The 26,370-nt window shown below is 53.9% G+C and carries 20 protein-coding genes; 16 read left to right on the top strand and 4 right to left on the bottom strand.

Annotated elements, in window-relative coordinates; all coding sequences use genetic code 11:
- Together JNK54_00705 and JNK54_00700 are read right to left on the bottom strand one after the other, a co-directional pair.
- On the bottom strand, window positions 1–233 hold a 233-nt coding region (locus JNK54_00705), incomplete at its 3' end, for a hypothetical protein (GenBank protein ID MBL8022789.1).
- A 554-nt stretch (window positions 234–787) separates the two neighbouring features.
- Window positions 788–7,168 carry a hypothetical protein gene (locus JNK54_00700; GenBank protein ID MBL8022788.1) on the bottom strand — a complete coding sequence of 2,127 codons (6,381 nt, stop codon included), beginning with the start codon at window positions 7,166–7,168 and terminating at the stop codon, window positions 788–790.
- A 184-nt stretch (window positions 7,169–7,352) separates the two neighbouring features.
- Here JNK54_00700 and JNK54_00695 point away from each other — a divergent pair, with 184 nt between their 5' ends.
- Window positions 7,353–7,973, top strand: coding sequence for a hypothetical protein (locus JNK54_00695; GenBank protein ID MBL8022787.1), 621 nt, complete (start codon window positions 7,353–7,355; stop codon window positions 7,971–7,973).
- Between the two features lie 9 nt (window positions 7,974–7,982).
- Window positions 7,983–9,350 (top strand): flotillin family protein, encoded by a 1,368-nt coding sequence (locus JNK54_00690; protein ID MBL8022786.1) that lies wholly within the window; start codon window positions 7,983–7,985, stop codon window positions 9,348–9,350.
- Here the strand turns inward: JNK54_00690 and ysxC are convergent.
- Window positions 9,334–9,918: a ribosome biogenesis GTP-binding protein YsxC gene (gene ysxC, locus JNK54_00685; protein MBL8022785.1), complete on the bottom strand. Its 585-nt coding sequence runs from the start codon at window positions 9,916–9,918 to the stop codon at window positions 9,334–9,336. The two genes, JNK54_00690 and ysxC, sit on opposite strands and share 17 nt — an antisense overlap.
- A 94-nt stretch (window positions 9,919–10,012) precedes the next feature.
- On the opposite strand from ysxC, the gene JNK54_00680 reads away from it, so the two are divergent.
- Window positions 10,013–10,564 (top strand): hemerythrin domain-containing protein, encoded by a 552-nt coding sequence (locus tag JNK54_00680; GenBank protein MBL8022784.1) that lies wholly within the window; start codon window positions 10,013–10,015, stop codon window positions 10,562–10,564.
- 2 nt (window positions 10,565–10,566) lie between these two features.
- On the opposite strand, the gene JNK54_00675 is transcribed toward JNK54_00680, so the two are convergent.
- Window positions 10,567–10,848 (bottom strand): hypothetical protein, encoded by a 282-nt coding sequence (locus JNK54_00675; GenBank protein ID MBL8022783.1) that lies wholly within the window; start codon window positions 10,846–10,848, stop codon window positions 10,567–10,569.
- Window positions 10,849–10,994: 146 nt separating this feature from the next.
- Here JNK54_00675 and nifJ point away from each other — a divergent pair, with 146 nt between their 5' ends.
- The 13 genes from nifJ to JNK54_00610 all read left to right on the top strand — a co-directional run bounded on the left by nifJ (window position 10,995) and on the right by JNK54_00610 (window position 26,366).
- The gene (gene nifJ / locus JNK54_00670; GenBank protein ID MBL8022782.1) at window positions 10,995–14,606 is read left to right on the top strand and encodes a pyruvate:ferredoxin (flavodoxin) oxidoreductase; all 3,612 of its coding nucleotides are present in this window, start codon (window positions 10,995–10,997) and stop codon (window positions 14,604–14,606) included.
- Between the two features lie 19 nt (window positions 14,607–14,625).
- Window positions 14,626–15,621 carry a dihydroorotate dehydrogenase-like protein gene (locus tag JNK54_00665; protein MBL8022781.1) on the top strand — a complete coding sequence of 332 codons (996 nt, stop codon included), beginning with the start codon at window positions 14,626–14,628 and terminating at the stop codon, window positions 15,619–15,621.
- Between the two features lie 5 nt (window positions 15,622–15,626).
- Window positions 15,627–16,736 carry a hypothetical protein gene (locus JNK54_00660; GenBank protein ID MBL8022780.1) on the top strand — a complete coding sequence of 370 codons (1,110 nt, stop codon included), beginning with the start codon at window positions 15,627–15,629 and terminating at the stop codon, window positions 16,734–16,736.
- On the top strand, window positions 16,733–17,725 hold the full coding sequence (locus JNK54_00655; protein MBL8022779.1) for a PorV/PorQ family protein: 993 nt from the start codon (window positions 16,733–16,735) through the stop codon (window positions 17,723–17,725). The genes JNK54_00660 and JNK54_00655 overlap by 4 nt, the downstream gene beginning before the upstream one ends.
- A 317-nt stretch (window positions 17,726–18,042) precedes the next feature.
- Window positions 18,043–19,335 carry an O-acetylhomoserine aminocarboxypropyltransferase/cysteine synthase gene (locus JNK54_00650; protein ID MBL8022778.1) on the top strand — a complete coding sequence of 431 codons (1,293 nt, stop codon included), beginning with the start codon at window positions 18,043–18,045 and terminating at the stop codon, window positions 19,333–19,335.
- Window positions 19,336–19,416: 81 nt separating this feature from the next.
- Window positions 19,417–20,550, top strand: a complete 1,134-nt coding sequence (locus tag JNK54_00645; protein ID MBL8022777.1) for a homoserine O-acetyltransferase — start codon at window positions 19,417–19,419, stop codon at window positions 20,548–20,550.
- Between the two features lie 7 nt (window positions 20,551–20,557).
- Window positions 20,558–21,154, top strand: coding sequence for a methionine biosynthesis protein MetW (metW, locus tag JNK54_00640; GenBank protein ID MBL8022776.1), 597 nt, complete (start codon window positions 20,558–20,560; stop codon window positions 21,152–21,154).
- Window positions 21,155–21,170: 16 nt separating this feature from the next.
- Window positions 21,171–22,469, top strand: a complete 1,299-nt coding sequence (locus JNK54_00635; GenBank protein MBL8022775.1) for a porin — start codon at window positions 21,171–21,173, stop codon at window positions 22,467–22,469.
- A 55-nt stretch (window positions 22,470–22,524) separates the two neighbouring features.
- Window positions 22,525–23,514: a sulfate ABC transporter substrate-binding protein gene (locus JNK54_00630; protein ID MBL8022774.1), complete on the top strand. Its 990-nt coding sequence runs from the start codon at window positions 22,525–22,527 to the stop codon at window positions 23,512–23,514.
- Window positions 23,501–24,349 (top strand): sulfate ABC transporter permease subunit CysT, encoded by an 849-nt coding sequence (gene cysT, locus JNK54_00625; GenBank protein MBL8022773.1) that lies wholly within the window; start codon window positions 23,501–23,503, stop codon window positions 24,347–24,349. The genes JNK54_00630 and cysT overlap by 14 nt, the downstream gene beginning before the upstream one ends.
- Window positions 24,349–25,209 carry a sulfate ABC transporter permease subunit CysW gene (cysW, locus tag JNK54_00620; protein ID MBL8022772.1) on the top strand — a complete coding sequence of 287 codons (861 nt, stop codon included), beginning with the start codon at window positions 24,349–24,351 and terminating at the stop codon, window positions 25,207–25,209. The genes cysT and cysW overlap by 1 nt, the downstream gene beginning before the upstream one ends.
- On the top strand, window positions 25,206–25,616 hold the full coding sequence (locus JNK54_00615) for a YjbQ family protein (protein ID MBL8022771.1): 411 nt from the start codon (window positions 25,206–25,208) through the stop codon (window positions 25,614–25,616). Before cysW ends, JNK54_00615 begins: the two co-directional genes overlap by 4 nt.
- Before the next feature lie 36 nt (window positions 25,617–25,652).
- Window positions 25,653–26,366: a hypothetical protein gene (locus tag JNK54_00610; GenBank protein MBL8022770.1), complete on the top strand. Its 714-nt coding sequence runs from the start codon at window positions 25,653–25,655 to the stop codon at window positions 26,364–26,366.
- Window positions 26,367–26,370 lie beyond the last annotated feature (4 nt).

The following is a 26,370-nucleotide window of genomic DNA, read 5'->3' as shown; positions in this document are numbered from 1 at the left end:
CGGACCTTCTGATCCCCAATGAAAACGGATCCCCCGTTGGAACCCCAGCGATCCGCCTCTCCTCCTCGGCCATACCGCGGGCCCGCCAATTCGGATACTTCCCTTTGAAGTTCAGCAGACACCGCTGTCAGTGCTATTGGAATCAGTTCTTGGATCGCCGCCAACCGCGCCTCCCGGCCAGCTTCCATTCTGTTGCCCACTTTCTTCATTTCCGCTATCTTATTCTTTGCCATGGCTTCCTCCGTTTCGCTTTGTGATTTTTCGACAACTTCATCAAAGCAAACGTGAAGCCGTGGTTCAAATTTCAACTAAGTTTAGGAAATCGCCGCCTCGGTCCCATCACAAGGCCAATGCCCCATGGTCGCAAACATATTAAAAGGTCCATGGTGTTCCCTCTTGAGCTGGGTATTTCATTTCTCATCGTAGCGGCTTGGCTAGCACAGGGAACTCCAGTCTCAGAGTTTCCCGAAGGTCTCCATGCGGAGATCGTCTTTGTTCAAACCGTTTGGAAAAGAGACTGAATCGGCCAGGCATGCCAGCGTTTATTGTTTCACCGCTCGGGACTGGCGGTCGTTGACTGGCCAGTTTTCCGGAAGTTCGGAATCCCGGTGGGCCGTATAGACTTGAACGCGTGGTTTATGTTTTCATCCCAAAGACCTTATGTCCAGGTTCGACACGTGGCGAATTTTTAAAGAACATCCACGATGAAAAATCGGGTCATTAGCGCCCACACGAAAACGGGGGAACTCTTTTTAGGAATGGGGTAGGTCGTTAATTTATCGGGTTCCTATGCGGCGCTGGAGAGGACTCGAGCTGTCTCCATGGCTTGGCGAGCGACGTTGATTAAATCAACGTGGTGGAGTATCCCCCCCCAGAGTTCCAAGAGGAGCACCCGATCCGAGCCCCCGGTCTGGAGGGGATCAACAAGCACGGCGGCGGGGTGAACGGTCAAGAGATCCATGGAGAGGCGGGAAAACTCTTTGGGGAGTTGGGTCCGCACATGTTCAGGAGCAAACCGATTTTCGGGAATGACCACGATTTGAACGGTGGTCAGGTAGTCGAGCAAAGCCGGGTCCTTCACTTTTTCCCCAAGTGATTCACGGAGGACTTTCTCGTTGCGTCCTTGGGTGGCACTTCCGTTGATCACCAGGACATCCTGACCAGTCCGGTGACTGGAAACTCGTTGTCGGAGTTCCGTGAGAAGAGTGTTCCTTTGCGCGGTGGTCCCCGAAGCGCCAGGGATTAATTCCGTGACACGCAGTGCAGTGAAAGTCGATTCTGGTGTTTCGGTCGTTGGTGTGGGTTGGATCCATTCCCTAAGAGTTTTGCGTTGAGTTTCCCCACGGCTGACGGCAGCATCCCACTCGGCGTTCGTTAGGGGTTCCTCTTGTTTTTCGATGGATAACAATTTCAAGAAAGCACTTAAATCTTCCAATGATTCCCGATCGAGGTCAGCCAACCCAGCCAAAAAGGCGCTTTGCCTTTGGGCGGCATGACTCTGGTTCCCCGGGGAAGTCCCCCGCTGAATTTCAGCGATTTGATGGGCCAGGGACCGCAGGGATATGCGGCGGATCATTCCTGCCGCTCCGGGCTGGCCCTCTTCTTTGAAATCTTCCGCCCAGGCGCCTGGGGCTGTTCGTTGCATGATTCGGCGCGTTTTGTTGACATCAAGACCATCCAATAAATTGTTTTGAAGAGGGGCTGTGGCGATGAGAGTCAACCCGAGCCGGGCTAAGGCGCGGCGGCTTCGATCTGCCCGTGGATCGGGGTTCTTTTTCAGCGCTTCCATGGCCGCCGTGATCTCATTCAAATCCGTTTCTGGCCGAGACCAAGCTTCGTTCGTTATAAATTTCGGATCTCGGCGACTCCTCAAAAGAGATGAGGCTCCAGCTCGCCCGGACTGGGACACCCGTGAGGCCATCAATCCGACCGGTGACAGGAACAACCACACCGCTAGAATGGGAACCGAAAAGGCGGTGAAGATCCCTCGTCCTGTGCCCAAGAGATGCAGGGCGGAACCCAGGAAGGCCCAGGCCACTCCCATGGCATGAAATATATTGACCGCTTGAACTGGGGCTCCGGGGCCGGGAACGGATGCTCGTGGGTAAAACCCATTTTCTTGGGGATTGACCGGAAAGGAAGCCCCCCCATAAAAATAACCTTCAACAGGATTGGCGTTCAAGCGAATCGTTCCATGCCCGTTAGCAAAGGCCGTGGACCGCCTCGCGTTTTTTAAATTAAACCGTTCTAAATCCGTGGAGGAGGCTCTACTCAAAAAACCATTTTGGGCAAAAAAAGTGACGATTTTTTGGGGGATTGTTCCTGGTGTTCCCCGGTGGCGTTGGGCGATTTGAGCTGGGATCAGGTAATTGGTCACAAGGCTTAACGAGGGTTTCGTTTTTAGCTTTCCATAGCGTTTCAATACACTCGCGAGGAATTTTTTTTGGGCTAAACTGCCCGCTTCATCCAAAGCGTAAAATCCTTCGCCCGAAAAACCCTGGTTTTGGTCCAATTCCAGGTTAGTGGAATCATAAACTCGTCCCGGGTGTTTATAGCTCAAAACGCGCAAGGTGTTTTCTATCCCATTCAAGCGGATCAATTTGATGGGTTTGCCCGGGGTTCCAACGACAGCACCGAAATGATAACGGGCCATTTCTCTCTTGTTGGCCCAAAATGTGTCGAGAGTAATTCCATCCCCTTCGGCGGTTCGAACAGGTCCAATATAGGCTCGGTCCGACCAGCGCAGCGCCATCCCTCCCAACCCGCGGGAGGCACGGGCTTGGGTGGCCCGGTAAATGTTCATAATGCCCAGGTCAAAGACCGTTCTGTTGGCCACTGTTTCGGCGGAAAGATGTTTTGAAAGTCCGGGGACGTTGCGGAGAAGTTGTCTCATGTCCTCCGTTTCGGGAGATTTTGAAACCATTGTACCCATGCGAAGTTCCCACGGGGCCTTGTCTTTGAGGTGGGGGTAACGATTTACTAATTGCGTAAAGTCATCGGAATAGGGGTAGAGTGCGGCCGTGGCGTAGGCCATCAAGGAACCCCGCCCCTCAGGGATGGAGAGGATGATCACCGGGACGTCAGGTCGAAAAATTTGAGTGTCCTTCTGCCTCTCTTCGTAGTAAGCCCGCTCGGACTCATTTTTGGCGACCAGGAGGATGAGGTCTGCGGAAGGGACCCCATCGGGAAGAATTTCCCTGAGCAGGGCCTCCTCCGCTTTCTGGAAATTGGAGCGAATGGAGTCGCGGTTTAAATGAAACGGATCCTCAGCCTTGCCCGATTCATCCTTTCGTATTCGCCCGTTGGAATGGGGATGATCTTTGTTCCATTGGTGCCATTCGGCAAGCCCCTTTCGATAAAATGCATCACGCCGGGTTCCCGCTGCTTGGAGACGAAAAAGGGCCATGTTCAAACCCAATCCTGTTAAAAAGGCCAACGTGGCATGTCCAATGGTGAATGTCATTGAAATGGCGGCGGTCCATACCAACAGACCGAGGAGCGTTGATATCCCTTTCCTGTGCAAGTCCTTCCCGGTGATATCCGGGAGAATTTTTGTCTTTGCCTTTTCCACCAAAACGGAGAAAACAGAAGAAAGGCTGGCTTTTTTCTCTTCTGAATAGAGTCCCGGAACCAATACGTTTCCGAGACTGGCCACCGAAAGGCCGGAGGCGTTGGCCCAAATAGAATCCCCGTCGATGGTGTTGTCTTGAAGGGTTTGACGATTAAACTCGTGGACGGAAATGTCAATCATTCTCCGAACCCCGCGAACGGTGCGGAGGAGCCCTCCCACGCCCCAACGCTCAAACCAGGACGTTTTTTTATCAAAATGGGAGAAGGCCCAATGGGCGACGCTGGCGTTAACGAGAATGTGGGAAACCTTGAGGGCGTAAAGTTGGTACAAGAAGATTTTCTCCCGGATATCTGTGATACGTTCTCGCGAGCCACCGGTGGACGGGGGGAGAGTGTCTAACCGTTGGTCCAGAGCGAAGACCGTGTCCCGTGACAAGCGGGCGATCGAGCGGTAGATATCAATTTGTTTTTCAACTGTTCCGCGATCGGTGACCGAGGCACTTGTGATTTGATGGTTGAGGATGAGTGCGTGGAGATTGTTCAATAAGGGAAGGAGAAAATCCGATTCCAAACGATCCAGGTCATCGACGGTTTTCATTTCCTCTATTCCAGAGATCCATTCCATGAGGCGGGGATCGGTTTTTTCCACCAGACTCAAATCCACCTCTTTCGGTCGCCACCAAATAAAATAGATGGCCATGCCCACCCCCGTGGTCAGGACAAGTTCGACCGGCCATTGCTTGGCCAGGTCAATCCCGAGGGCATCTCCGTTGGCCACGATCAGGGTGGGGAAAGAATAAATGAGAAGGGTGATGATCCCGAGTGTCCCCACGAGCTGAAGATTCAGGTGGTGAGGGAGAATCCGTGAAAGAAATCGACGCGAGGCATTTTTCTGCCGGGTTGTTAAGGAAAGAAATCGATGGGCCCGATCTTTCATGGCATTGTATCCCAAGGCAGAATGCGTGATTCGCGTTGCTCGCAAAACGTAGGCCCCTGCGATCAGTAAGAAATAACTGATGTCGAATCCGGGTGCCGTGGGGGCTGACGGACTTGATTGCGGGGGAATTTCAGGAACTCTTTCGGGTGAGAGGGATCGTGGTGGTTCGGGCTGGGAATCCGGGGGGCCGGGATCTGGTGTCATCCCTTGAGGGACAATTCGTCCGATTTCCTCGGGTGGATCCTCCGCTCGAGGCTTTTTTTCTGTCGCGCCAGGGCTGTCCCTTTCGGTGAGTGTTCGTCTGGTGTTCGCATTCAAAAGTTGGGAAGGAACGGTATACGAAACTCCCGGGTAAATGAGATCGGGATTTGGTATTTGTTCGGCATTGGCACGGGCTAGGTCCTGAACTGCTTTGGCCGTGGCCTGAAGGGTAACGCGGACCCCTTGAGCGTCTAATATTTTTTGGGCCACTCCCCACAAATGTTCTCCCTTGTGAACCATGACTTCGATACGATCCCCCATCTGTGAAAAAGTGGCCGCTTGGGCCGAAAGACTTGGTGTTAAGGGGAGGAGCAACACGGATAACAGAGAAACGCCTAATGCTCGAATGATATGGGACTTCATTTGAACGAAGAGAAGAGTTGCCCTCCGTAAAAACTCTCTTCCGGCATTGATCCTTTTGGTATAGACATACACAGAGGGGTCGTTTGCCCGGGTGTCCACCGTGGTTCCGGATTGAAGGGAGGTGGGCACCTTGGCGGCTAAAAGACTCCCTCCAGCAACGATTTGACGGATTGAATCGGTGGTCAGTCCGTCAGAATCGGTGGTCAACAGGACGGGGTCCCCTTCGGAAATGTGCACTCTCGAGCCCCTATCCCCCGCCTCTTTTTCCAAAAGGGGACCCAGGCGTGGGCCCAATTCCTTGATCAATTGGGTTCGGGTCTGTAATGAATCTCCAATGGGTTGGAGAGCCAAAGTTTGGGACAGGGTGATACGAGGGGATTCGAAAAGACGTTCCAAGGGAGTTCGCTCGCGGGTGAAAAGATCAAAAGGTGTTCCGTGACCGGCTTCGCTTAATTTGGGCGATAGGGTGAGGACGGAAATACCCTGAGCTGCGAAAATGGGAGCCAATCCGGCGGAGTGAAACCCGCCCGCCACCAGGACCACCAAGGGTCGGTTTTGAGAGGTTCGCGTAAAGAGGGCGCTCACGTTCTTGGCCAGGGCTGAATTTCGTGCTTCGGCACATGTGTAAAACTGTTCAAAAGGAGTGAGTTCCTGTATCCAGGTGGGATGGTTCATGGACGGTTCGTTCATTCGATGGGGAAGTTGGTGTAGCTCCGCGGAGCGTTCGAGGTAATGGGTCCAGTCTTGGGGAGTCAAGGTCAGAGTGGCCAACCCCTCCATCAGACGGAGGTCTCGAATCAGAGCGACCTGGCGGTGCTCTTCCGGTGTTTTGGCCAATCGGTTCCAGAGCGAGGATTCCAGTCTTTCCATTTCCTCTTGAAGTATTTCGGGCTGAATACTATCGGCCAGAATGACGTAACGCACATAGGCCTCAAAATGAGGATAAGGGTTCAGTGTCAAACCACTCCGGTGTATGGCGTTTCGAAGGGTTCGGTAGAAGTCACCGGGGCGGAGGTGCCCACTTCGGAAGGCCAACGCCGCGTGGGCGAGATCCGAGACCGCTGAGCTCGCCATTCGTTCTTCCAAGTTGGTTAAGAGAGCCCGTCGATCCTGCTGGACCGCGATCAAATTTATTTTTTCTTCAGTTCGCGCGGCTTCCATGAATTTCTTGAGTTCAGGGTGTTCTCTGGAGTTCGCCCGGGTCCAGAGGAAGTGGGCACGGTCGCTGAGCCCTTCCGTTCCGGAAGCCCACCGGCGGGTTTTGTCGTTAAAGGCTCGAAGTTCTGGGGTCAGCGTTTGATCCGCTTTAGTTTCCACTTGGGTTCTCCAGGCTGAGAGCCGTTCTGTCATCTTTTGGTGGAGGAGGGCCGCTTTCTGTACCGCCTCTACGTTGGCCAGGTAGAGCTCTGGATTCTCTGCCCCATGGAGGGGAGTTCCCACCGGAGCGGTCAGGGCAGCGACTTCCGCTCCGCTGATGATCCCCGTATTGAAAAAGAACGCCGCCGTCCGTCGGATGGCAGGGACCGAAACTGTGTTCAAGGAAGGAAGGGCGATGGGGCCCGCCCCTCCTTCAAGAGCAATCGGTGTTCCGGGGCGACGGGTCACAATTTCCGATAGAAGGTTTGTAATATTCCGTTGGGCATCCAAGTGCCCGTGGACGTCCTGAAGGTGGATGACGAAAGGAGTCCCCGGGCCCGCGTCTCTATAGGACCGAAGTGTGGCATGAGGCAAGAGGGCGGTCACGAGGTCCGCCACTTCGTCCCGGAGGGGGGGTGGAAAGGAGTTTTTGGAAAGGACCGATCCGGATCCTGTCCTTCCCATCGTGACTGTTCCTATCCCTGAGAGGGACGTTGTCATTTCCGTGAGCCATCCCATTTGTTCGGATGGAGCCGAGGATTCCCCGCGTAGGCGGCGAGCCGCATCGGCTCGTTGGGCCCAAAAATGAGCTTCCACTTGGTGGGCAAAGAAAACTTGTGTGAACAGAATCGCCCCCGCTAAGGTGGTCCGGCCTAGGGTCCATGGGATGAATTGAGTCATAATCGTTTCTCTCGGGTTTCTTTTTTGGATTCATTATAAAGGGTTGAGGTATGGAACTTGTTGCGCCTGTGTAAAATCCATATGACGACACTTTTAGAAAACATGGCGCCTTCGGGGATCTTGTGCTATATTTTCTTCCATCGATGGGGTGGGAAAACGGTAATTCGGTCAGAGGAGGGGAGCCATGGGATCATTGCGTGGAGCGGAATTGATTTATTGGATTTTTGCTTTGGCGGGCACATTCTTTTTCCTCTTTCGCATGGCCGCCATGGTGGTTGGAGGTTTTGGGGGAGAGTCCGATGGTTTGGATCACGTAGGGGATGGCGGTGGAGTGGGAGAGGTGAGTCATGGGTCGGAAGGGGCGACCCATTCTCAAACCTTGGACGCTACAGACATGGCGTTCAAACTTGTGTCCCTGCAATCGCTCACGGGGTTCTTTATGACTTTTGGATGGGCGGGACTGTCGTGTGAAAAGCAATTCGGTCTCGGCACCACAGCGTCTTTTTTTATTTCCTTGGCCGCGGGTGTGGTGGCCATGTTTATCACGGCATCCCTCTTTAAACTAATGGGGCGCCTCAACAGTTCGGGGGATGTGTTCTCTGTTCAGAAAACGATTGGACTGACCGGCTCTGTTTATACGCGGATCCCGTCCGAAGGGCGTGGACAGGTGCGGTTGGTTCTCAACAACAGCACACGCTTTGTGTCCGCGGTTTCTGAAGATCGCGTGGATCTGGATTCTTTCGTGAATGTGACCGTGGTTCGGGTGGTGGATGGATCGACCGTGTCCGTTAAAAAATTGCCGTAGGAGGATGATATGTATCTTCTTCAAACACTTGAAATAAATTTTGCTGTTGTCGGGGGAGCCCTCTTGGCCTCCTTCCTCTTTATCACCATGCTCTTTTTGGCGAGCCGTTATCGTCGTTGCCCCTCCAATATGATCTTGGCGGTTTACGGAAAAGTGGGTGTGGGACGTTCGGTGCGTTGTATTCATGGGGGCGGGGCCTTGGTCTGGCCGCTTATTCAGGATTACACCTACCTGACCTTAACCCCGATGACCATCAATATTCCTTTGAAGAACGCTCTTTCGATGCAGAACATCCGGGTGAACGTGCCCAGTACTTTCACCGTCGCCATTGACACGACCCCGGAATCCATGACCAACGCCGCTGTCCGCCTATTGAATATGGAGCGTCAAGAAATTGAAACCATGGCGCAGGAAATTATTTTTGGACAACTCCGTTTGACCGTAGCGTCTTTAACCATTGAACAAATCAACCAAGACCGGGAACGTTTTATGGAAGCGGTTCGAAAAAACATTGACATGGAGCTGGGCAAAATCGGGTTGACCTTGATCAACGTTAACATTACGGATATTACGGACGAATCGGGTTACATTGAAAGCATTGGGAAAAAGGCCGCTTCCACCGCAGTCAATCAAGCCAAAATTGATGTGGCTGAACAAGAAAAGAAAGGCGCCATTGGTGAAGCCGACGCCCAGCGGGAACGACGGATTCAGGTGGCGTCTTTTAACGCGAAGGCTGTGGAGGGGGAAAATACCGCCAAAGCCAATATCGCTACAGTGAACGCGGATCTGGCTGAAAAAGAAGCCGACGCGAGCCGACGCGGGGAGGTGGCAAAACAAAATTCAATGGCTGAAATTCAAAAAGCCAAAGCGCTGGCCGAAACCCGTCGTTTGGAAGCGGAAGAGGTGGTTCCTCGAGAAATTGAAAAACGTAAGGTCGAAATTGATGCGGAAGCCGCTGCCGAGAAAAACCGGCGCACCGCTCGGGGAGAAGCCGACGCCATCGTTTCGGTGAAGACCGCCGAGGCCACCGGTATTCAGAAGGTTTTGATGTCGAAGGCGGATGGGTATAAGGCTTTGGTGGGAAGCGCTCAAAACAGTCCGAAAGACGCGGCCACGTTGCTTTTGGTGGAAAAATTGGAAGATATTGTCCGATTGCAGACCGAAGTGATTAAGAACATTAAGATCGACAAAATTACCGTTTGGGATTCGGGGGGGGAGAAGGGATCGTCCACTGCAAACTTCATGAGCGGGTTGGTCCGAACGCTTCCCCCGTTGCACGAGGTTGCGGCCATGGCGGGGGTGGACCTTCCCGGCTATTTAGGGTCCATTCAAACCCCGGTCCCACCCAAGGAAGAACTTCCTAAACCGAAGGTTTAAGGAGGAGGCCGGTCACTTCGGCCTTGAGTTCTTTAATCCCTAGTCCTTTGGCCGCGCTGACCCAGGCGATGCCTTCTGGTAGAAGGCCAAATGTTTTTGCCACAAGACGCCGTTGGTTTCCAGCGATGGATTTTTTGACTTGGTCGATCTTTGTCGCCACGACGCGCCACGGTAGTCCCTTAGAAACGAGCCACTCATGCATTTGGACGTCCAGGGGGGTAGGGCCGACTTTCGCGTCAATGAGTGTAAACACCATGCGCAGGTTCGGTCGTTCGACAAGGTACCCTTCCACCATGGCCCCCCAATTTCTCCGTTCCCCTTTAGGAACTTCGGCATACCCATAGCCCGGTAAGTCCACCAGCCATCGGTCCTCACCAACAGAAAAAACGTTGATCATCCGGGTCCGTCCCGGTGTGGATGAAACGCGTGCGATCCCCTTTCCGCAGAGCGCGTTTAACAGGGTGCTTTTGCCCACATTTGAACGTCCAACGAAGCACACTTCAGCCCGGGAATTAACCAGATTTCCCGGGCGAGTTTCGCTGATCAGGTAAATCGCATTTTTTAACAAAGGGAAATTCCAGGAGAGTTCATAGCGGTAGGGGCATTATAGCCGCAAATCGTCTGTTTGTATAAAGAAATTTGATAAAAATCCGATAATACCTATGAGATCAGTTCGTGTGGGGGGGAATAAATCCGTGGAGATAAAAGAGTTGTCGCAACAACACACGGAAATGTTGGATCAAATTCAGGATATTCGAGCACTCCTGGGATTGGTTTCCACGAAGACTCTGGCGGCGGATATTGGGCAAAGATTGGATGTTCTTGCCGCCTCTCTGGGGCTTCATTTATCGGTGGAGGACCGGGAGTTTTATCCCGCTGCTCTAATCTCAACGGACGAAAAAGTTCGAACCACCGCCGAGCGCTTTTATGTTGAAATGGGTCATTTGCGGAGAGCCTTTGGAAACTATCGGGAAGCCTGGAAATCCGACAAGGCCATTCATGGGAGTTTTCCACTGTTTGCGGAAGACACGCAGCGCGTGTTTGCGTTGCTTGAAAAACGGGTTCGTTTGGAAGAAGAACACCTTTATCCGTTATGGAAGGCCCCAGTCACTCCCTTTTCAGAAGGACAGCGGGCTCTAATGAAAGAAAACAATGACTCAGAGCTTACCTATTTTAATGTGATGAATTCCAATCATTTCCGAATGAAAACGTAACCCTAATCCTCTCCTTCGCTCCTCTTGTAGGAGACCACTTTCAATTTCAATTCCACTCCCGCCGGTTTTCCGTAGGAGAGGCGCTGAGCGCTTCGGAGTTTGACAAAAACTTCGCCACGGTGACCTCGAACAAGAACCGCGTTTTCCACTGACCCAGACCAAAGACGTGTCAAGAGCTCTGTCCCTGGGACTATCGCCTTCATCTCGTAATGGAGCTTAACCCAGGTGGCCTGGAGAGGTACTATGGGGGAGAGGTCTGTTTCGGGCATGTTTTTTTTTAGCATTTTTTTGGCGTGGGGGGATGTCAATCCTCTTCACTTTTCATATGATCGTCGGGAAAGTAAGTGGTTTCTTTTCCGTTCGTTGCCCCTTTCTTTAATGCACGGGATTCGACGTTGCACGAACGAGATTCCATCTCCCGAGGTTTTCTATGTCCCAAGCGCGATTTAAAACAATTGATGGCGGCGAAGCCGTTGCGTCTGTGGCGTTCCGCACCAACGAAGTTATTGCGATCTATCCCATCACCCCTTCCTCCACGATGGCGGAATGGTCCGACGCGTGGATGTATGAGATGAAGAAAAATATTTGGGGAGACGTTCCTTACGTCTACCAAATGCAGAGTGAAGCGGGGGTTGCGGGTGCGGTTCACGGGGCCCTGCAAACGGGATCTCTGTCCACCACCTTCACGGCAAGCCAGGGTCTACTCCTGATGGTTCCGAACATGTACAAAATCGCCGGGGAACTGACCCCAGCGGTTTTTCATGTGGCCGCCCGGTCCCTTGCGGCTCAAGCGCTTTCTATTTTTGGTGACCACCAAGACGTTATGGCCACTCGCCAGACCGGGTGGGCCCTCTTGTGTTCCTCGTCTGTTCAAGAGGCCATGGACTTCGCCGCCATTTCTCAAGCCGCGACACTTAAATCGCGCATTCCGTTCCTTCATTTTTTTGATGGATTTCGCACATCGCACGAAGTCCAGAAAGTCACGTATCTGGAGGATGAGACTCTTCGGGCCCTGATTGATGACGCCGATATTCACGCCCATCGCGCCCGGGGGCTCACGCCAGAAAAACCCGTGATGCGGGGATCCGCCCAGAACCCGGATGTTTATTTTCAAGGGCGAGAGACCGTCAATCCCTTCTACGATGCCTGTCCGGGAATCACGCAGTCGATCATGGATCGGTTTGCAAAGCTGACGGGCCGACACTATCGCTTGTTTGACTATGTGGGGGCACCGGACGCCGAGCGTGTCATCGTCCTAATGGGTTCTGGGGCGGAGACTGCCCAAGAAACGGCTAAGGTATTGAACGCTTCAGGTGAAAAAGTGGGGGTTCTGAAAGTTCGTCTGTATCGGCCGTTGGATGGGGCGGCGTTCTTAAAGGCCCTGCCCAAAACAGTGAAACGCATGGCCGTGTTGGACCGAACGAAGGAACCCGGGTCCGCTGGGGAACCGCTTTTTACGGATGTGGTCAGCACCGTGTTTGAATCGTTGGGGGCAGGGACTTCTCCTTTCATTGGGGCCCCGGTCATTGTGGGAGGACGTTACGGACTCTCGTCCAAAGATTTTACCCCCGGGATGGCCAAAGCTGTTTTCGATAACCTCTCCGCCGCAAAACCCAAAAGCCATTTCACCATTGGAATTCATGACGATGTGGGGCACACCAGTCTTCCGTGGGACCCGCATTTTTCAGCGGAACCGCCCAAAGGCGTGCGTGCGCTGTTCTATGGGCTGGGTTCGGATGGGACCGTGAGCGCCAACAAGAACTCCATTAAAATTATCGGGGAAAACACCGAGGGGTATGCCCAGGGCTACTTTGTTTACGATTCGAAGAAGGCGGGGTCCATTACAATTTCTCACTTGCGTTTCGGTCCGGAGCCGATTCACGCGCCGTATCTTATTTCTGAAGCGGATTTTTTGGGCATCCACCAGCCGGTGTTTCTGGAACGGTTTGACCTCTTGGACCAAATGAAAACAGGCGGAACGGTATTGCTCAACACCGCTTTTGGGCCGGATAAGATTTGGGACGAACTCCCTCGGATTTTTCAGGAAAAATTCATTTCCAAGAAACTTCGTTTTTTTGTAATCGACGCCTACGCCGTGGCCAAAGAGGCTGGGTTGCGCGGTTTGATCAACACGGTTATGCAGTCTTGTTTTTTTGCTATTTCCGATGTTCTTCCTCGGGAGAGGGCCATAGCTGAGATTAAGGATTCCATTGAAAAAGCCTACGGCAAGAAGGGCGATGATATCGTTGAAATGAATTTACGGTCCGTGGACATGGCGTTGGAACATATGTTTGAAGTGAAAATTCCCTCCCAAGTGACGAGCGTGAAAGAATTGCCTCCTCCCGTGGCGGAGGGCGCGCCAGCTTATGTTCGGGATATTATCGGCACCATGATCCGAAACGAAGGGAATTCTTTGCCGGTCAGTGCCATGTCGATCGATGGGACATTCCCTCTCGGGACAGCGGCCTATGAAAAACGTAATTTGGCTTTGGAAATCCCTGTGTGGGATACGAACACCTGTATTCAATGCAACAAGTGCGTGATGATCTGTCCTCACAGTGTGATCCGTTCGAAAGTGGTCGAACCCGAGTTGATCGCCAGCGCTCCTTCGACGTTCAAAAGCCGTGACGCCATTGAGCGCGATTGGAAAGGTCAGAAATTTGTTCTCCAGGTCGCTCCTGAGGACTGTACGGGCTGTACCCTTTGTGTTGAAATTTGTCCCGCGCGCAACAAGTCGGAAGCCAAACTGAAAGCCATTAACATGCAACCCCAACCTCCCCTCCGCGCGACGGAGAAAGAGAACTGGGATTTTTTCCTCACCCTTCCGGAATACGATCGACGGAAACTGAAGATGGGACGGATCAATCAAGTGCAAATACAAACCCCACTGTTTGAATTTTCGGGAGCTTGTTCCGGTTGCGGGGAAACGCCTTACCTCAAACTTCTTTCCCAGATATGGGGCGACCGCGCGTTGATCGCCAACGCCACGGGATGTTCCTCCATTTATGGGGGTAATTTGCCCACCACCCCCTGGGCAACCAACAAGGAGGGGCGCGGTCCCGCCTGGTCCAATTCGCTTTTTGAAGATAACGCCGAATTCGGCCTGGGGTTCCGCCTTTCGGTGAATCAGCAAATGGAAATGGCCCGGGATTTGGTGAAACGCCTCTCCTCCCACTTGGGGGATGAGTTGGTGATGGGTTTGTTGGAAGGAAAACAACGGGATGAAGCCGGGATTTATGAACAGAGGGAGCGGGTCAAAATTCTCAAAGAGAAATTAAAAAATGTGCCGGGGAATGAAGTGGCCCGATTGATGGACTTGGCGGATGTCCTGGTTCGGCGAAGTGTGTGGATCGTGGGGGGGGATGGCTGGGCTTACGACATCGGGTTTGGGGGGTTGGATCATGTGTTTGCCAGCGGGATGGATGTCAACATCCTCGTGTTGGACACAGGTGTCTATTCCAACACGGGAGGACAGGTGTCCAAGGCGACCCCGCGGTCTGCGGTGGCCAAGTTTGCCACAGGGGGGAAATCTTCGGCGAAAAAAGATTTAGGTTTGATGGCCATGAGTTACCGCAACATTTATGTGGCGGAAGTGGCCATGGGGGCGCGGGACGAACAGACGCTCCGGGCCTTCCTTGAAGCGGAGTCGTTTGATGGGCCTTCGTTGATCATTGCCTACAGTCATTGTATTGCTCACGGGATCAATATGACCAAGGCGCTGGACAGCCAAAAAGCAGCTGTCGGGAGCGGCCAATGGCTTCTCTATCGGCACGACCCGCGTCGAATCACTGAGGGCCAAAACCCCTTGGTGATCGATTCCCGGCCCGCCGCCATGAAAATGGAAGAGTTTTATATGCGGGAGAATCGCTTTAAAATGCTCACGAAAACAGCGCCCGAACACGCGCGGGATCTCTGGGGTCGTTCTCAGGAAGACGCGGAATCCCGTTGGGCGCTTTATCAGCACATGGCGTCGCGGCCTGTATCCAACGGCCCAGCGGTGACCCCTAGCGGGGTTCCCGTTACACCACCCCCAACGAATTAAAGGAGCCCCTGTCATGCCCGTGGACTTATCGACTGATTATTTGGGGATGAAACTTCGATCTCCCCTTGTTCCTTCGGCCTCCACCTTGGCCGACGATCTGGACAATTTAAAAAAATTAGAAGACGCCGGTGCTTCCGCGGTTGTTCTCCATTCGTTATTTGAAGAACAGTTGCGTCGGGACAAAGAAGAGCTTATTGAACGGACCACCCAAGGAACAGAAAGTTTTGCCGAAGCCCTGACCTATTTCCCGGCTTCCGAGTCGGCGTTGTTGGGCCCGGAAGAATATTTGGAACATATTGTGAAAAGCAAGAAAGCCCTTTCCATTCCGGTCATCGCGAGTTTAAACGGGAGTTCCACGGGGGGATGGATTGACCACGCCCAGAAAATACAAGAAGCGGGCGCCGACGCTTTGGAATTAAACATCTATGTTATCCCGACGGATCCAGACGCTTCGGGGGTCCAGGTGGAGGAAAGCGCCATTGAGGTTGTCCGAACCGTTCGGAAGGCCGTCAATATTCCTTTGGCGGTGAAGTGCAGTCCTTTTTATTCCAATATGGCCAACATGGCCAAACGGTTTGTGGAAGCGGGGGCCGATGGTCTCGTCCTGTTCAACCGGTTCTATCAGCCCGACGTGGATTTGGAAAACCTGGATATCCGGCCGAAAGTTCTCTGGAGTACGCCCCAGGCCGCCCGTCTTCCTCTCACGTGGATTGGGATCCTCCACAGCCGAATTAAAACAGATTTCGCCGCGACAAGCGGTATTCACACCGGACGGGACGCTTTGAAAATGCTCATGGTGGGGGCCAGCGTGACCATGATCGCTTCGTCTCTTTACCGCCACGGCATCAAACACCTTTCTCTGATCGAAAAGGAAATCCGGGAGTGGATGGAGAAAAATGAGTATGAATCCGTGAAACAACTGCGGGGAAGCCTTTCGCAAACCAACTGCCCTGACCCATCCGCTTTTGAGCGAGCGCACTACATGCGCGCCCTTCAAACGCCTCCGGCCGCGTAACGGGTATGATTCGCGCGCGTTCGAATCGAGGGGGAACACGGGTCGGGTTGCTGGTGGGCCTCCTGTTGGGGGTGGGTTTCTCCGCGGGAGTGCTGGGCGTTTTTCTGTGGTTTTTAAATGGCGTGGTTTCGTCAGGTCTTGAGGGTTACCTCCGGACCTATGTTTTTGATCGACCGGAGGCCACTTTTGAAACGGTTCGCGTGGACGTGTGGCGCGGCCGTCTTCGCCTCACGGACCTGCGGTTGAAAGGAGAACGGCTCTCGTTGTCTGTTCCTGAAATAAAAGTGGACATCCCTTTTCGTGAACTCCTCGCCGGACGTGGGGTGGTTCGCTCGCTCCACTTTGAAAATCCCTTGGTGGAATTTTCTTTTTCGTTCAAGGGGGTCGCGAGTGGATTAACTGATTTTTCTCAGCGGTTCCCGGTGTGGGTCCATCGGCTCCCCATTTCTGAAATCTCCATCACCCATGGGCAAGTTCGGTTGGTGAACCGTGATTCGAACGGTTCCTGGGGGCTTCGTCAGGTGGAGGCCCGCCTGACCCAACAGGGGCGGGCCGAGGGGATAGGGGGGGCCTATCAACTCAAGGTGGACGGGATAAACGAATCCGAATTACCTGGTGCGGTTTCGGTAAGTTTGGAGATGGACCGGGTGCGCCCAGGGGTCAACCTGAACGGGGAATGTTCCCTTAAAAATTGGCCCATCGATCCTTTGGCGCGGTTTTTAACAGGGAATGGGGATGTCCGGGTCACGGATGGTCGGGTTGATTTGAAAACCTCATTAACGTGCAAGGACGATTGGCTCACCGCAAGCCATTTGGTTCAAATCACGGATTTGAAAGTGGAGGTGTCTTCTTCACGGAAAGAAATCCTTGGTCTTTCCGTGAAACGGTTTAAAGATGTGATGGCTATCCCCTATCTTTCCTTTGTGGTCCCCATGAACGGGTCTATTCGGGATCCCCATGTGGGCATCGCCTCAAGTGTTCAGCAAATCCTATACAAAGTTTTGGAAGGTAAAATCGAAGATAAAAAGAACCTTGAAAAATGGGCACGACGGGGGGGGGATTACATCGGGGCGAAAATCGATCGATCTCTCCGGGACGGGATTAAAACGAAATGAAAGGGGGCCTCCCCTTTCGACCTGTTATCCTTGGGTGTGTTTTTTTAGTGGGGTATGGGGTTTCTCCTGGATGGAGCGAAGGGAAATCCTCCGCTCTTCCTTTTTTGACTTTAGATGTAAGCGCTCGCTCCGCTGGGATGGGAGGAGCTCAGGTGGCGGTTGTGGACGATGCCACTGCCGTCCTATCGAACCCTGCCGCGCTTCGCCGATTGATTCGTCCAACCGTCTCGATGTTTCACTCTTCCTATGTGGGGTCAAGTTTTTTTGATTTTGTTGGAGTGGGGCGGCGGGTCGGTCGCACGGGGGCTTTTGGTGTCGGCGCTCAATTCCTTTCTCAGGGCCGTCTCGAACGTATTGATACGGAAGGCAACACCACAGGAAACTTTTCCCCCAACGACGCGGCCCTGTCTTTCGGATACGCGGGCGAATTTGGCGGCACGTTTTTGGGTGTGGGGGGAAAATACATCCGTTCCTCACTCTCGGACACCGCGTCCACCTTTGCCGGCGATGCCGGAATTCTTTCCCCCCCACTTATGGATCAAACGGTGCGTTTGGCCGCCGTGGTCTCAAATCTGGGTCCGGAGATTAAATACAAATCGAAATCGGAATCTCTTCCCACGCAAGGTCGAGCGGGCGTCCGGTTTGAGGCCAACGCCCAGTGGAATTTCGCGGCGGATATTGTTTTCCCAATAGCGGGGGATATCTATTCCGCTCTAGGGGGAGAATACCATGTCCCGTTGGATGGATCTCTGGATGTGTTCTTGAGAGGGGGCTACAACACCCGGGCCAAAGGAATGGATTCCCTAAGTGGGTTCAGCGGGGGGATCGGATTTGGCCATGCTTTATTTGATGTGGATTACGCTCTCGTCACTTTAGGAGATTTGGGGCTCAGCCATCAATTTTCTCTCACGTTTCGGTTTGGCCCAGAAACGAAACCTCCCACCCCTAAGAAATTCCCCCCTGGACTCCCTCGGAATTTAAACGAATAAAAGGATGCTCTCTTATTCGCGGTCCTTTCCCCCAAAGTGTTTTGCGTTACACCCTTCTTGAATTTGACAGGGCGGGTTATGCTATGGTACGATCGGTGTAACGGCGAGGCTTTAATTTCCAACTTGCCCCGGCCGGCTTTTACCGAGAGGTAACATCGTGTGGCGTTTTGCGCGGTGCTGTCTTCCCTTTCAGTTCAGAGAGGGGGATGGGTCAAACAGGGTGCTAAAACGGTCCGAGTCCCTCACGATTTTCTGATGGCCCGCACCGCAACTTACGGCGCGGGTTTCTTTTTTTCCCGCCCCAATGGAGTTCAACGATGACACAGTTTGATCACCAATTGAAACCTGAAACATTAGCGCTGCATGGGGGACAAGAGTCTGATCCCACCACAGGGGCCCGCGCGGTTCCCATCTACCAAACCACCAGCTATCAGTTTAAGAACACCGAACACGCGGCCAACCTGTTTGGTCTTAAAGAGTTCGGGAACATTTACACGCGGCTCATGAACCCCACCACCGACGTGTTGGAAAAACGTATCGCGGCGTTGGACGGGGGCGTGGGCGCGCTCGGGGTGTCGAGTGGGCAATCGGCAATTTCTCTGGCCCTCTTAAACATCGCTCAATCGGGAGACGAAATTGTTTCGGCCGACAACCTGTATGGGGGCACCTATAACCTGTTCCATTACACGTTCCCGAAATTTGGCGTGACGGTGAAATTCGCAAAATCGGGCGATTTGGACAGCATCAAAAAAGCCATCACACCGAAAACCAAAGCCATCTACGCGGAATCCATTGGCAACCCGAAACTGGACGTGGCGGATTTAGCCGGGATATCCGCCATTGCTCATGAGGCGGGAATCCCCTTCATTTTGGACAACACCGTTTCGCCCTACCTCCTGCGTCCTTTTGATCACGGGGTGGACATTACCGTGTATTCCGCCACGAAGTTTATTGGTGGTCACGGGACATCGATTGGGGGACTCATCGTGGACTCCGGAAAATTCGATTGGACGAACGGGAAATTTCCGCTGATGGCGGACCCCGATCCCTCTTATCATGGGATTAATTTTGTGGAAGCCCTAAAGCCCATGGGGAACATTGCTTACATCATCAAGGCGCGGGTCACACTTCTCCGGGATCTCGGGATGGCCCTGTCCCCGTTTAACGCGTTCCTTCTCCTTCAAGGATTTGAGACGCTCCACCTGCGTATGCCGCGCCACGCGGAAAACGCGCTGGCCGTGGCCACTTTCATGAAGAAGCATCCAAAGGTCAACTGGGTGAATTACCCGGGGTTGGCGGACAGCCCTGAGCAGGTTCGGGTTAAAAAATATCTGCCCAAAGGTGCCGGCGCTATTTTGGGGTTTGGCATTAAGGGGGGCTTGGAGGCGGGCCGGAAATTTATTGATCGGTTAAAACTGATCAGTCATTTGGCCAATGTGGGGGACGCCAAAACCTTGGCCATTCACCCGGCCACGACCACCCACTCCCAGCTGTCTGCGGAAGAGCAGAAGGCCACTGGGGTGACCCCAGACTACGTTCGCCTTTCTGTGGGACTTGAACATATCGACGATATCTTGGCGGATATCGATCAGGCTTTAAAACAGGCGTAATTCAAAACCATCTCTTCTGGTTTCTGGCCGCCCAGATGGTTCAAGGCGGCTGTCCGGGCGAGAATTGGGTTTAGGTGCCCCATGACACAAGCGATTCCCACCCCCTCAGCTCTCGGTGTTGTTGAGACGCGGACCTTCACGTTTGATCGGATGGTTTTGGCGTCGGGACAGGAATTGGGACCCGTGACGTTGGCTTATCAGACGTATGGGAGGCTGAATGAAAAACGAGAGAACGCTATTCTCCTTCTTCATGCTTTAACGGGTGATGCCCATGTGGCGGGGCTTGAAAAGGGGGAACCGAAACCCGGATGGTGGGACCCCCTTGTGGGACCGGGGAAGGCTTTTGACACGGACAAATATTTTATCGTGTGTTCAAATGTCATCGGAGGCTGTCGCGGTTCAACCGGGCCGGGCTCCCTTGATCCAAAAAACGGGAAGCCCTACGGCCTTCACTTTCCGGTCATTACCATTGGGGATATGGTGGAAGCTCAACGGCGACTCATGGACCACTTAGGGATCCCCGCTTGGCTTTCCGTGGCGGGGGGATCCATGGGGGGGATGCAAGCACTCCAGTGGGCGGCCAGCTATCCGGAACGGGTTAAAAGCGTGATCCCGGTGGCCACCACGCTCAAGCATTCCCCTCAGCAGATCGCCTTCGATGAAGTGGGGCGTCAAGCCATCATGGCGGACCCGGACTGGATGGGGGGGGAATACTATGGGCACGGTCAGCCGGAACGGGGGCTGGCGGTGGCCCGGATGATTGGACACATCACATACATGTCGGACCAGTCCATGGAAGAGAAATTTTCCCGACGGCTTAAAGCCGAAGGGTTCAAATTCACCTTTGATGCGGAGTTTGAAGTGGAAGGGTATTTGCGCCACCGGGGGGCCCATTTCGTTCGACGGTTTGACGCGAACAGTTACCTCTATGTGACCCGCGCCATCGACTATTTCGATCTTTCCGGTGATAAGCTGTTTGGGTCCGGTGGTCCCATCCCTCGGTTTCTTGTCATTTCCTTCAAATCCGACTGGCTCTACCCCTCTTATCAGTCCCGTGATATTGTGACCGCATTGCGATCTCGGCAAGGGGACGTGACCTACGTGGAAATTAATTCCACTTACGGTCATGACGCGTTTTTGGTGGAGTATGATGAACAAGCCCGACTGATTAAGCCTTTTTTGGCCAAGACCTTTGAATTCGGATCCCGAGGTTAAACGATCCATGCGCCCCGATCACCACGCGATTCTTCAGATGGTTGAACCGGGGGCCAAGGTATTGGATTTGGGATGTGAAAAGGGGGACCTCTTGGCCCTCTTGGAAAAGGAACGCGGTGTGAAAGCTCAAGGCGTTGAGTTGAGAGAGGATTCCATCTACGAATGCGTGGAAAAGGGGTTGACCGTATTGCACGGTGATATTGAGGGGGGGCTTGGTCAATTTCCCGATGGTTCTTTCGATTACGTGATCTTGAACCACAGCATGCAGGAAACCCGGAACGTGGAGTTTGTCTTGAAAGAAGCTCTCCGTGTCGGGCGAAAGGCCATCGTGGGGTTTCCGAACATGTGCCACTGGCGGGCACGGGTGGACGTTTTTTTTCGCGGGCGGACGCCCGTATCGCCGGCCTTACCCTACCGTTGGCACAACACCCCCAACATCCATTTTTTGAGTCTTTACGATTTTGAAGAGTTCTGCCGAGAAAAAGGCCTTCGGGTCTTACAGCGGTACGGGGTAACACGAAACGGACGCGCACGGGTGTGGCCCAATCTTTTTGCGGAAAGCGGTGTATTTAAAATAACGGCCGGGGATTCTTTTTCCCTCTAGGCGAAGGAGTCGGTCTATGAAATGGAATGCGAGCGTCTGGGGGTGGGGTTTGCTGTTGGTGGTGACAGGGACCCTGTGTTCTGCGGCGACCGAAGTGGAAAACCGACTGGCCAATCTGGAAGCCCGTCAGAAAGCTCTGGAGGACAAATGGGCGGACCAGCCGGTCGTGACCGCTGGCGCCGAAGGGTTTTCGTTGAAATCGCCGGATGGGTCCATCGGTATTCGATTTTATGGGGATATTCAACTGGATGGGCGTTTTTATGTGTCCGATAAGGCGGGATCCTTTACCGACACTTTCTTGTTGCGCCGTCTGCGGCCGGGGTTTGAAATGAATGGGTATGGGATTTTGAAGGCCCGGTTCCAACCGAATTTTGGTGGAAGTTCTGTCTCCTTGGATGATGGCTATTTTGATTTTATTGTTTCCCCGGAAGCCACGTTTCGTTTGGGGCGGTACAAGCCGCCAGTGGGTCTGGAAAATCTTCAGGCCAGTACGCGTTTGACCTTTGTGGAGAGAGGCCTTCCCACCAATCTTGTTCCAGGGTATGACGAAGGGGCTCAAATCCACGGCGTTCTTTCCCAGGGGCGGGTGAGTTACGCTGTGAGCGTTTCCAATGGGGCTCCAGACGGTGCGGGTGTGGCGGCCGATCACGCGGATGGCAAAACGGTTTCGGCCCGCCTCTTCGTCGAGCCCCTGAAAGGTTCCTCCTCCCTCCTCCGTGATTTGGGGCTGGGTGTGGCCGAAACCCGTGGTCGGGAAAAGGGGACGCCGCTTCCCGCGGGATTCAAAACCGAAGGTCAGAATACTTTTTTCAGTTACACGAACGCGGTGGCTCAGGGGAAACATCAACGGATTTCGCCCCAGATGTACTGGTATGGTGCGGGATTAGGATTTTTAGGGGAGTACGTGGTCTCCTATCAAGAAGTCCAGCACACCTCTACCCAAAGGATAACCCATTTGACGAATACGGCCTGGCAAATGGCCCTTTCTTACGTGCTGACCGGAGAGCAACCCACTTATAAGGGGGTAAAACCAAAAACGAATTTTGACCCGTCCCGGGGGACCTGGGGAGCGGTGGAGTGTTCGGTGCGTGTGAGCCGATTTACGGCGGATGAATCGGCTTTTGAAATGAACGTGGCGGATGCCGCGACGTCGGCCCGGGAAGCGCGCGCGTGGACCGGCGGGGTGAACTGGTACCCCAACTCTTTGCTTAAAACGGTGATCAATTATACCTACACGTCTTTTTCGGGTGGGGCACCCAACGGTCGACGCGTTCCGGAAAACGCCCTCTTCCTTCGGACACAAATCGCTTTCTAGATTCGCTCTCGACGAATTCATGACGATTCCTTTTCTCCAGGATGGATCGGCCTCAATGAGAAGAATCCTCTTTGGGGTCTCTCTTCTTTGTGGGGCGTTTGTTCCCGCTGTTTATTCGAAGGATTCCACGGAACTCTTAAACGTTTCCTATGATGCCACCCGCACGTTTTTTCAAGATTACGGGCGACTGTTTCAATCCCACTGGAAAGAAAAGACCGGCGAGTCTGTTTCTGTTCGCCAATCCCATGGGGGGTCGGCCAAACAAGCGCGTTCGGTCATTGATGGACTGGAAGCCGACGTGGTCACTCTCGCCTTGGCGTCGGATATCGACGCGATCGTGACGCGGTCTGGAAAAATTTCATCGGAGTGGAGGGGTCGTTTTCCGAACAACAGTTCTCCCGCCACATCGACGGTCGTCTTTCTTGTTCGTGCGGGGAACCCCAAAAATATTCACGGCTGGGAGGACCTCGTTCGGCCGGGGATTTCCGTGATCACGCCTAACCCCAAAACGTCCGGTGGCGCCCGGTGGAACTATCTTGCCGCTTGGGGCTATGCCTTGAAAAGGGACCAGTCCCCAGCGAGCGCTCAGGCGTTTGTGGGAAAACTCTATCGCAATGTCCCTCTCCTCGATTCAGGGGCGCGAGGGTCCGCCATGTCTTTTGTGCGGCGGGGATTGGGCGATGTTCTGATCGCCTGGGAAAACGAAGCACTGTTCATTCAGCGGGATTTTGGGGAGAAGAGGTTTCAGCTCATCCGTCCTTCCCTCAGCGTTCAAGCGGAACCTTGCGTGGCGGTGGTGGATCACGTTGTTGACCAACGGGGCACCCGGGCGCTGGCCACCGCCTATTTGGAATTCCTCTATTCTGACGTTGCCCAAGAGCTCGCGGTTCAGCACTTTTTTCGACCGTCTCGTCCAGACATCCGGAGCCCCCTTCCCCCCATGGAACTCTTTACCGTGAAGGAAATCGTTGGGGATTGGGAAACCGCCCAACGGGTCCATTTCTCAGACGGGGGCCTTTTCGACCAGATTTATGATCCGCGCTAACCGAAAAAGGCGAAGGTCCAGTCCGTTGCCTGGATTGGGTCTTTCCCTGGGCTACGCTGTATTTTACCTGGGACTGTTGGTCCTTTTGCCTTTGTCCGCTCTTTTGGTGAATGCCGGAAAAATGTCGGGATTGGAATTTATTCAGATCGTCACTTCGCCCCGGGCTTTAGCGGCGTTCCGTGTTACTTTTGGAACGGCGGCCGCGGCGGCGGCGCTGAACGGGGTTTTTGGGTTTCTTGTGGCGTGGGCGCTCATCCGTTACCGGTTTCCAGGGCGACGAATCGTGGATGGTCTCGTGGACCTTCCGTTCGCGTTGCCAACGGCGGTGGCGGGGCTAACGTTAACGGAACTGTACAGCCCCTCCGGTTGGCTGGGGGCTCCGTTGGCGTTCGTAGGATTGCCGGTGGCGTTCACGCGCTTAGGCATTGTGATTGCCCTCGTTTTTATTGGACTTCCTTTCGTGGTGAGGACGCTCCAACCGGTGTTGGAAGATCTGGACCGGGACATGGAAGAAGCCGCTAAAACATTGGGGGCAAGTCCGTTTCAGATTTTTCGCCGCGTGATCCTTCCCCCTCTTGTGCCTCCGCTCCTAACGGGTTTCGCGTTGGCTTTTGCCCGGGGGATCGGGGAATACGGGAGCGTGGTGTTCATTGCGGGGAACATGCCGCTTCGGACCGAAATTGTTCCCCTCTTGATCATGACGAAACTTGAACAGTATGACGTGGCCGGGGCGTCCGCGTTGGCGGTGGTCATGTTGGGTCTTTCCTTCGCTCTCCTGCTCACCATCAATTCATTTCAAGCGTGGACACGACGTCGACAAGGAGCGGCCACGTGATCCCCACCGTCAGTGGTCCTTCGTTGAATGAGGAAACTCCTGGATCAATCCGAACCCGTTGGTTCTTGTTGGCGATCGTTTTTCTGTTTCTTGGTCTCTTTCTTCTTCTTCCGCTCCTCGCTATTTTTGTGAACGCGTTCTCTGAGGGATTTCGTGTGTACGCGGCCGCCCTGTGGAACCCGGACGCGCGCTCGGCGGTGCTCCTCACTCTCCTGGCCACCGGGGTGGCGGTTCCGCTGAACACGGTGTTCGGAATGGCCGCTGCCTGGGCCGTGGCCCGGTTCCGGTTTCCGGGCCGAAACATTTTTCTAACGGTGATTGATCTGCCCTTTTCCATTTCGCCCGTGATCGCTGGTTTGATCTTTGTTCTCCTATTGGGGGCTCACGGGTGGTGGGGCCCCTGGCTCACCGCCCACGGGATTTCGGTGATCTTTGCGGTGCCTGGGATTCTCTTGGCCACGACGTTTGTGACCGTTCCCTACGTGGCACGGGAATTAATCCCGCTCATGCAAGCCCAGGGAACGGAGGAGGAGGAAGCGGCCCATGTGTTGGGGGCCAACGGCTGGCAAATGTTTTGGCGGGTGACTCTTCCTAAAATTAAGTGGGGCCTTCTCTACGGGGTTATCCTGTCCTCCGCCCGTGCGGTGGGTGAGTTTGGGGCCGTTTCCGTTGTCAGCGGCCACATTCGCGGTCGAACCAACACCGTGCCCCTCCATATCGAAGTCCTTTACGACGATTACCAATTTGCCGCGGCTTTTGCGGTGGCGTCTCTTCTGGTGATGGGCGCTCTGGTCTCTTTGGTCGCGAAGGCCTGGGTGGCGGGGCGGTTTCGTCACGGGGGGGAAAAGGAGACCTTATGAAAAGCCGAACAGAGTATCTTTGGTTCACTACAAAAAAACGGAAGGAACTCATCAACGTCACTTCCGTGCTTGCGGATCACGTTCAATCCAGTGGTGTACAAGAAGGGATTTGTTTGGTCTCCGCCATGCACATTACTTCCGCCATTTGGGTGAACGATGAGGAACCGGGTTTAAAAGAGGACGTGATGGTGTGGTTGGAAAAGCTGGCGCCCGCGGGGGACTATCTCCACCACCAGACCGGCGAAGACAATGGGGACGCCCATTTGAAACGAACGCTGATAGGCCATCAAGTGACCCTGCCGATCACAAAAGGGACGTTGGATTTAGGCCCCTGGGAACAGGTCTTTTACATGGAGTTTGACGGTCAACGGCGGAAACGTGTGGTGGTTAAAATCTTAGGAGAGTGATTTCTCCGACGACGGAGTGTGGTATAATAGTTTCCTATGGCGCCGGAACCCGATTACTTTAATGGCATCAACTTTGACCGTGCTTGGGAAGAAGAGGACTGGGAACGTTTCTTTGAAGCCCAAGACCGATTGACCTCCGCCCGTCGTCGTCGTGTGGGGCGGCCGTCGGAACGCCCTTCCGTGGACCCGGGCCTTTCTTTTCGTCGCGTTCTTCACCAGTTTGGAATGGATCCGGACAATCCCGAGTCTCCCCCGCGGCCTTTTGCGTTGGATCAGGTTTTGGGTCCGGACGGGGCGGTAGGGCTTCCCTTCTGGCACCCCGGGGCCGATCCCGAACGATTGCCCCTCTTCCTGCAAGCGGCAGAATTTTCCCGCCAGATGTCGGAATTGGTGGAAGTCCGTTTCGTGAAAATCCTCGCCAAAGTGTATAAAAGTCCCTCCCACAAACAGTTTCAAAAAATTCTTCCGGAAGCGGACGATCGGGCGCGGGCCATTCCTCGCCTCGTGGCTCTCGGTCATCGGGCGGGCTATGATCCTTTTGGGGCCAAGGGCAACATTGTCCGATGTCGGCAGGGGTTGATCAGCGCCGAAGCGTGTGTGAGCCTTCTGTCCCGGCTTCCACGACGGCACATGGATCGAGTCCTCTATCATAAAGTGTTCGCCGACTGTGTTCGGTTACGGAACGGGTTGATGGATTGGATTCTCTTGCTTCGAACCCGCTTCGCCGCTCGTTCCTTCCGGCCCCGCTGACCTG

Source organism: Elusimicrobiota bacterium, from assembly GCA_016788905.1.
GTDB lineage: Bacteria > Elusimicrobiota > Elusimicrobia > FEN-1173 > FEN-1173 > JADKHR01.
Note: the sequence above shows the minus strand (reverse complement) of the source record. Positions and strands in the feature narration are given on the sequence as shown.